Here is a 7,341-nt window from a genome sequence, read left to right as displayed (position 1 = left end):
CTGGCCGCGCGCGCCGCCGGCCGTCCGGGCTTCCTGCTCGGCGACGCGACGGGCCTGGGCAAGACGCTCTCGATCTGGAGCGCGCTCGCGCGGATGCCCGAGGGCGAGGTGCTGATCGTCTGCCCGAAGGGCGCGATGCCGCAGTGGCGTCGCACGATCGCCGGTTCGGGATTGCCGGAGAAGGCGGTGACCCTCGTGAACTACGAGCGCACCAAGTCCCTGATGGCGCCGCCGCCCGCGAGCACCCGCCGGTCGGCGCGCGCCAGGAACAACGCGCTGGCCAAGAACGGAAGCCTGCGCCGGACCTGGCCCCTCGTCGTGTTCGACGAGAGCCACCGGCTGCGCAATCCCCACAGCCAGCAGAGCCTGGTGTGCCGCCACCTGGCCGACGCGGCGGTGTTCACCGGCTACGTGAGCGCGACGGCCGGGCAGGCGCCCCACGAGCTCTCCTATCTCGGACGCCTCCTCGGCGAGGCGGCCGACGCGCCGACCGCGACCCTCGCCGAGTTCCGGACGCTGATGCAGCGCCTCGGGATCGGCCGGGCCAAGGGCCGTTGGGTGAACTGGTCGTGGACCAGCAATGCGCGCGACTGCGCCGTCATGGCCGACCTGCTCTACACCGGCCCGCGCGCGATCGGGCTGCGGCGGCGCCCGGGCGACATCGCCGGCTGGCCGGAGGTTCAGCGCGCCCTGGCGCCGACGGCCCTGACGGCGGAGGCCCGCCGCCTGTACCAGGCGACGTGGCGCGCGTTCCGCCAGGAATTCGGGTTGCTCGGCGGCAGCCACCGGCGCCCGGCCGGGTGGGCGGCGGATCTGCGCTTCCGGCAGAAGGCGAGCCTGCTGCGCGTGGCGGGAACGTGCGACTTCGCCGAGCTTCTCCTCGGCGCGGGCGAGCAGGTCGCGATCTCCGTGGCGTTCCTCGAGACCGGTGCGGCGCTGCAGGCGGCCCTGGAGCAGCGCGGCTGGCGGGTCGGCACCATCGACGGGCGGCAGGATGCCGAGGCGAACGAGGCGGTGCGCCGGGCCTTCCAGACCGGTCGGCTCGACGTCGTCGTGTTCACGGTGACGGAGTCGATCTCGCTCCATCAGGACGAGCTGCCGGGCGGCGAGCGCACGCGGGCCCTGGTGATCCACGACATGCGCCACAGCGCGATCCAGCTCGCTCAGATCGAGGGACGCTGCCACCGGGACGGGCAGGCGGCGACGATCCACTACGCCTATGCCGAGGGCACGGTCGAGGAGGAGATCACCGCGACCGTGGTCCAGCGCATGGCCGCGATGGGCGCCATGGTGGGCGAGGATACCGGGATGTTCGAGGCGATCGCGCGCCGCCTGGCAGCCGACGGCCCCGGCGCCTGAGGGACCGCCGGGACGCCGCCGACGACGACGCGCCCCACGGTCCGGCGCCGGCTTGATGGTCGCCTGATCTATCGCACATCCGACAAATCAGGCCTCTGTAGGCTCGCTTGACGCCTCGCGACTGTCAAATCGCGGCTACCATTTCGAATGACCTTGCCCGCGATAGTAAGGCATGACACGCAGACTCACGAGCCGCCAGGACCTGCCCGACGACGTGCAGACCGAGCTCGTCTTCCTGCTGTACTCGTCCCTGCCGCAGGTGGCGATCCTCGCGATCACCGTGTCGGCGGCCAGCCTCGCCTTCGCGCTCGCGACCGGCGGCCTCGTCGAGGCGGCGCTGGGCGCGCTCGCATCCGCCGCCACCCTCTGCCGCGTCGCCTCGATCCGGCGGTTCAAGCGCACGCGGACGCAGGACATGACGTTTCGCGTCGCGCGGGCCTGCGGCCGGACCTTCGGCGCGATGATGGTCGGCATTGGGATCTGCCTCGCCCTGCTCGCGCCGCGCGCCGCAGCGATCGATCGCCTGGACTTCTTCATCCTGTTCTTCGGCATCATCCTCAGCTTCTGCGTCGGCGCGGCGACCCGCTCCTCCGTGATCCCGTGGATCCCGGTGACGACCGCCTACATCATGCTGATCGCCTGCATCGTCGCCCTGACCCGGCGGCCGGAATTCGGCTGCTGGTTCGGAGGCTGGTTCCTGATCCTGATGCTGGTGGCCTACGCCGAAGCCTGCCTGCACCTGGAGGGCACCGTCATCGACAAGATCCTGGCACGGCGCGCCGTCGCCTGGACCGCGGCGCATGACGGCCTGACCGGCCTGCCGAACCGCGCCAGCTTCGGCACGCAGCTCGATCGCGCCTGCCGCCGGCCGGGCGGCACGGGCGAGCCCTGCGCGGTGCTCTACCTCGACCTCGATCGCTTCAAGTCCGTGAACGACACGATGGGCCACGCCGCCGGCGATACGCTCTTGGCTCGGGTCGCCGACCGCCTTCGCCAGGCCATCGAAGGGCAGGCGAGCGCCTATCGTCTCGGCGGCGACGAATTCGCCGTGCTGCTGGAGGTCGACGCGACGCCCGAACGGGCGCGCGCCCTGGCGTCTCGGATCGTCGCGGAGGTCGGCCGCCCCTACCGGCTGTCCGGCGGCAGCGCGGAGATCGGGATCTCCGTCGGCATCGCCCATGCGCCGGAGGTCGGGGCCGATCCGCAGGAGGTCCTGAACCGGGCCGACCGCGCGCTGTATGCCGCCAAGGGCGGCGGGCGCGGGCGGTGGATCGCGGCAGATCATCCCGGGGCGCTCGCCGCCTGAGCCGGCGTTCCGTGCCGCCGGCGTGACCGGCCGGCGGAGGACGAGGCCTCAGGCGACGGGAAAGGCCGTCGGCTCGGCGATCTCGACCCGGTTGTTGCGGGACCGGTATTCGCGGGCGGCGGCGTAGGCCGGGCGCCGGGCTCGCATGATCGAGCCGAGCGGCCGGTGCGCGGCCAGGCCGGTCCACGGATTGAAGGCCAGGCGGTCCTCGACGGCGGCGCGCATCGCGTCCGACCACGTGTCCTGCGGCGCGGCGGTGATGCGGGCGACGGGGCGATAAGGGCTCTCGTCCTCGGACCACATCGCCGCGGCGTCCTCGACCGGCATCGCCTCGATGTCCGTCGCCAGCTGCACCCGCAGCTCCCAGACGGCCGGGCAGGTGCGGAAGAAGTCCCGGACGGCCTCGCGGATCCCGTCGGGACGGCCGGCGAGGTCGAGGGGCCGCTCCGACAGGGCGACGAGGTCGGAGGAGACCGGCGAAAGCGCCACCTTGCCGAAATACGCGCCGTGCAGGAGCGCGGCCTGGGAGAAGAAGCTGTCGCCCAGAAGATGGGTCTTCGCCTGGCCGGCCAGGGTGGTCAGCGTGGCGGACTTGCCCCCGACCATCTCGAGCGCGGCCTCCGCGGTGCGCGTCACGGCCGACACCGCCCGCTTGAGGGGCTCGGCACGCCCGGTGGTCGCGGCCAGCGGCCTGAGCTGCCGCAGGAAGCCCTCGGCGGTGCCGATCTGGAACGCGGGCGAGTTGCCGAGCACGTAGTTCTGGGTGGTCTCGCCCTCGCTGCCCGGCAGGCGCGGGCCGGGAACGCCCAGGACCTTGAGGGCGGCCCCCCGCGGGGTGGAGACCCGGTCGTCCAGGATGTCGCCCGGCGTGGTGCTGAACCGCAGGATGGCCTCGTAGCTGGCCGGCGCCGCGAACAGGCCCTGGGCGAGGGCCGGCGGAAGGCCGGGAAGGACCTCGAATCGTGCCTTCAAGTAGCCGTGTGCCTTGGCGTGGACGGCTCGGTGGGCGTAGCCGGTGTCGGCATGCGTCTTCCGCTGGATCGAGAGCATGGCCTCGGTCAGGCCCCGCTGGATCTCGTCCTCGTCCGCCGGGACGGTCTCGAAGGAGGGGTCGAACCGAAGCGGAGGTTGCTGGGTCATGCCCTCAAACGTGGGGCGACTCGCGGAAGTTGCCCGACCGGGCGAGATGCCGCGTCCTCGACTGGGCCGCCTCGGCCTTGGAACGCCGGCCGCCCTCGGTTCGGCCCCGCCCCGATCCGCTCACGGGGCGGGGGAACCCCGGATCTCACCAGCCTGGGCCGAAACGCGACGCGGCCCGGATGCGGGATACCGCGATCGGATTTAAGCGCGCGTAGGATCGGACCATGCCCGGCTGTCCCGTATCGAGACGCCGGGCCGTCTCGGGTCGGGTGGGCGCCCCCCCCCCCCCGACCGGCGCGTCGGCTTTCGGGGCGGATTGTACCGAAAAGACCGTGCGACGCGGCCGAGCGGGCGTGCGAGTTCGAAGCGTCGAGCGGCGGCGCTCGACGATCGCCCACCGGTCGGAACGACAGGCGAGCGGTCATATTTCCGCCGTCGCGCACCGACTCTGAGAGACCGACCAGACCGTTCCAGATAAAATCGGTGACATGAATCGTCCCCCCGCCCGCGAGACGGAGGCCGCGCGTCTCGGCGCCCTCGATCGCTATCGCATGCTCGATACGCCGCGCGAGCAGGATTTCGACGAGATCGCGGAAGCGGCCGCCGAGCTGTGCGAGGTGCCGATCGGGGTCGTCAACCTGATCGGCGACGGGCGCCAGTTCTTCAAAGCCGAGGTCGGGCTCGGCGTCCGCGAGACGCCGCTGGAGAGCTCGTTCTGCCGGCAGGCGATCCTGCAGGAGGACTTCCTCTACGTCCCCGACGCGCGCCACGACCCGCGCTTCGAGGACAACCCGCTCGTCGTCGGGGACCCGGGCCTGCGCTTCTACGCCGGCGCCCTGCTCAAGACCGCCGACGGCCATCCCATCGGCACGGTCTGCGTCCTCGATACCAAGCCGCACCAGCTGACCGAGCGCCAGCGCAAGGGCCTCGCCCGCCTCGCGCGCCAGACCATGGCGCAGATGGAGCTGCGCCGGTCGCTGCGGGCGCAGGAGGAGCAGCGCCTCCTGCACGAGCGCATCGTCGACGGCGCCACGGACTACGCCATCGTCGCGACCGACGCGGCGGGCCGCGTGACCCGCTGGAACACGGGCGCCGAGCGCACCCTCGGCTGGACCCAAGCCGAGATGCTGGGCCGGGCGGTGGACGCGTTCTTCACGCCGGACGATCGCGCGAGCGGGCGGCCGGAGATCGAGATGCGGCTCGCGGAAAAGAACGGCAGCGCGCCCAACGAGCGCTGGCACGTGCGCAAGGACGGCAGCCGGTTCTGGGCCTCGGGCAAGATGATGCCCCTCCGGTCGGACGACGGGCGAACCGTCGGCTTCCTCAAGATCCTGCGCGACCGGACCCGGGAACGCGACGCCGGTGCGGCGCTGGAGGCGAGCGAGCTGCGCTACCGCTCCCTCGTCGAGGTCAGCCCTCAGGTGGTCTGGTTCGGCGACATCGACGGCAACGTCACCTACTGCAACGCCTACTGGTACGCCTATACCGGACTGCCCGCGAACGAGACCGGGGAGACGAGCTGGATGGGCGTGATCCATCCCGACCACCGCGACGCGACCCGTCGCGCCTGGCTCGCCGCCTCCCGCGACGGCCGGGACTACGAGGTGGAGTTCCTGCTGCGGCGGGCCGACGGGATGTACCGCTGGTTCCTGTCCCGCGCACGCCCAATCCGCGATGCGGACGGGACCGTGCGCAGCTGGATCGGCACCTCGCTCGACATCCACGAGCGCAAGGTCGCCGAGGCGCGCTTCCAGACCCTGACCCAGCTCGCGCCGACCGTGATCTGGTTCGGCAATCCCGACGGCAGCCTCAGCTACCTGAACGAGCGCTGGTACGCCTATACCGGGCAGACGGCGGAGCACGCGCTGCCGCTCGGCTGGGCCGAAGCGATCCATCCCGACGACCGGCCGGGGCTGTTGGAGACGTGGGAGGCGGCGCGCACCCGCGAGACCGTCTACGACACGGAGGCGCGGCTGCGTCGGGCCGACGGCGCCTATCGCTGGTTCCTGATCCGGGCCGAGCCGATGCGGGACGGCGCCGGATCGGTCGTGGGCTGGCTCGGCAGCACCAGCGACATCCACGACCGCCGCCAGGTGGAGGAGGACCTGCGCCGCGCGCGCGAGCAGCTGCGCCTCGCCGTCGAGGCGACGGGAACCGGGATCTTCGACTACGACCTCGTCGCCGACGTCCTGAAGTGGGATGCCCGCACGCGCTCCTTCTTCGGCCTCGGCCCCGATGCCGCGGTGAACCTCGACGTGTACCTCGCCCGCCTGCACCCGGACGACCGCGCCGCGGCGGACGCGGCGGTCGGCGCCGCGATCGATCCGGCGGGCGACGGGACCTACGACATCACCTACCGCACCGTGGCGCCGGAGGACGGCATCGAGCGCTGGGTGTCCGCCAAGGGGCAGACCCTGTTCGAGGACGGGCGGCCGCTGCGGCTCATCGGGACGGCGCGCGACATCACCGTCGCCCGGCGGGCCGAGCAGGTCCTGCGCGAGACCGAGGAGCGCTATCGGCTGGCATCGCGCGCCACCAACGACGCGATCTGGGATTGGGACCTCGCCAGCAATCACGTGCTGTGGAACGAGGCGCTCCAGGCCGCCTACGGCCACGCCCCGGACGCCGTCGACCCGACGGGGGATTGGTGGATTGGGCAGATCCATCCCGAGGACCGCGGCCGCGTCGACGCCGCCATCCACGCGATCATCGACGGCACCGGCACGGCCTGGACCGACGAGTATCGCTTCCTGCGCGCGGACGGCTCCTACGCCTACGTCCTCGACCGGGGTTACGTCATCCGCGACGCGACCGGCCGGGCGGTTCGGATGATCGGCGCCATGCTCGACATCTCCGAGCGCCGGAAGGCCGAGGAGCACCAGCGCCTGCTGACCGGCGAGCTGCAGCACCGGGTCAAGAACACCCTCGCCCTGGTGCAGGCCATCGCCAGCCAGACCCTGCGCGGCTCGACCGACGTCAACGAGATGCGGGAGGCGTTCGCCGCCCGGCTGATCTCGCTCGGCCGCGCGCACGACATCCTGACCGCCGCGAGCTGGACGGCCGCCCCGATCGGGGACGTCGTGGACGGGGCTCTGAGCGTGCATCTCGGGGCGATGGCCACGCGCCTGCGCACCAGCGGGCCCAACGTGCTCCTGGCGGCCAAGCCCGCCCTGTCGCTCGCCCTGTCCCTGCACGAGCTCGCCACCAACGCCGCCAAGTACGGCGCGCTCGCGAACGACGCGGGCGTCGTCGACCTGCGCTGGCACGTGGCCCATGCCGGCGACGCCCCGCGGTTCTCCCTAGTCTGGTCCGAGCAGGGCGGCCCGCCGATCCTGGTCCAGCCGGCGCGCCGCGGCTTCGGATCGCGCCTGATCGAGCGCAGCTTCGCCGCCGAGGTCGGCGGAGAGGTCACGCTCACCTACGCGCCGACGGGCCTCGTCTGCCGGCTGGAGGCCCCCCTCGCGTCGATGCAGGAGATCCCCGATGCCGCCGCGGCCTGAGGTGCGGGCGGGTGCGGCCCGCGCGTGCATCGCGCC

The 7,341-nt window shown here is 72.4% G+C and carries 4 protein-coding genes; 3 read left to right on the top strand and 1 reads right to left on the bottom strand.

Going from position 1 to position 7,341, the window contains the following annotated elements:
- Both FV223_RS15970 and FV223_RS15965 read left to right on the top strand, forming a co-directional pair.
- Nucleotides 1-1,359, top strand: a 1,359-nt coding sequence (locus FV223_RS15970) for an SNF2-related protein (protein WP_147727960.1), incomplete at its 5' end; no start/stop codon positions are given.
- 172 nt (nt 1,360-1,531) lie between these two features.
- The gene (locus tag FV223_RS15965; RefSeq protein ID WP_147727959.1) at nt 1,532-2,665 is read left to right on the top strand and encodes a GGDEF domain-containing protein; all 1,134 of its coding nucleotides are present in this window, start codon (nt 1,532-1,534) and stop codon (nt 2,663-2,665) included.
- Nucleotides 2,666-2,713: 48 nt separating this feature from the next.
- Here FV223_RS15965 and FV223_RS15960 read toward each other — a convergent pair whose 3' ends face one another.
- Nucleotides 2,714-3,805 (bottom strand): catalase family protein, encoded by a 1,092-nt coding sequence (locus FV223_RS15960; protein WP_147727958.1) that lies wholly within the window; start codon nt 3,803-3,805, stop codon nt 2,714-2,716.
- 488 nt (nt 3,806-4,293) lie between these two features.
- Between FV223_RS15960 and FV223_RS15955 the strand changes: the two genes are divergently transcribed.
- Nucleotides 4,294-7,305, top strand: coding sequence for a PAS domain S-box protein (locus tag FV223_RS15955; protein ID WP_147727957.1), 3,012 nt, complete (start codon nt 4,294-4,296; stop codon nt 7,303-7,305).
- Nucleotides 7,306-7,341: the final 36 nt, after the last annotated feature.

Origin of the sequence: Methylobacterium sp. WL116 (genome assembly GCF_008039455.1) — a bacterium.
GTDB lineage: Bacteria > Pseudomonadota > Alphaproteobacteria > Rhizobiales > Beijerinckiaceae > Methylobacterium.
The sequence above is the reverse complement of the archived record's forward strand: the minus strand, read 5'-3'. Positions and strand labels throughout refer to the sequence as shown.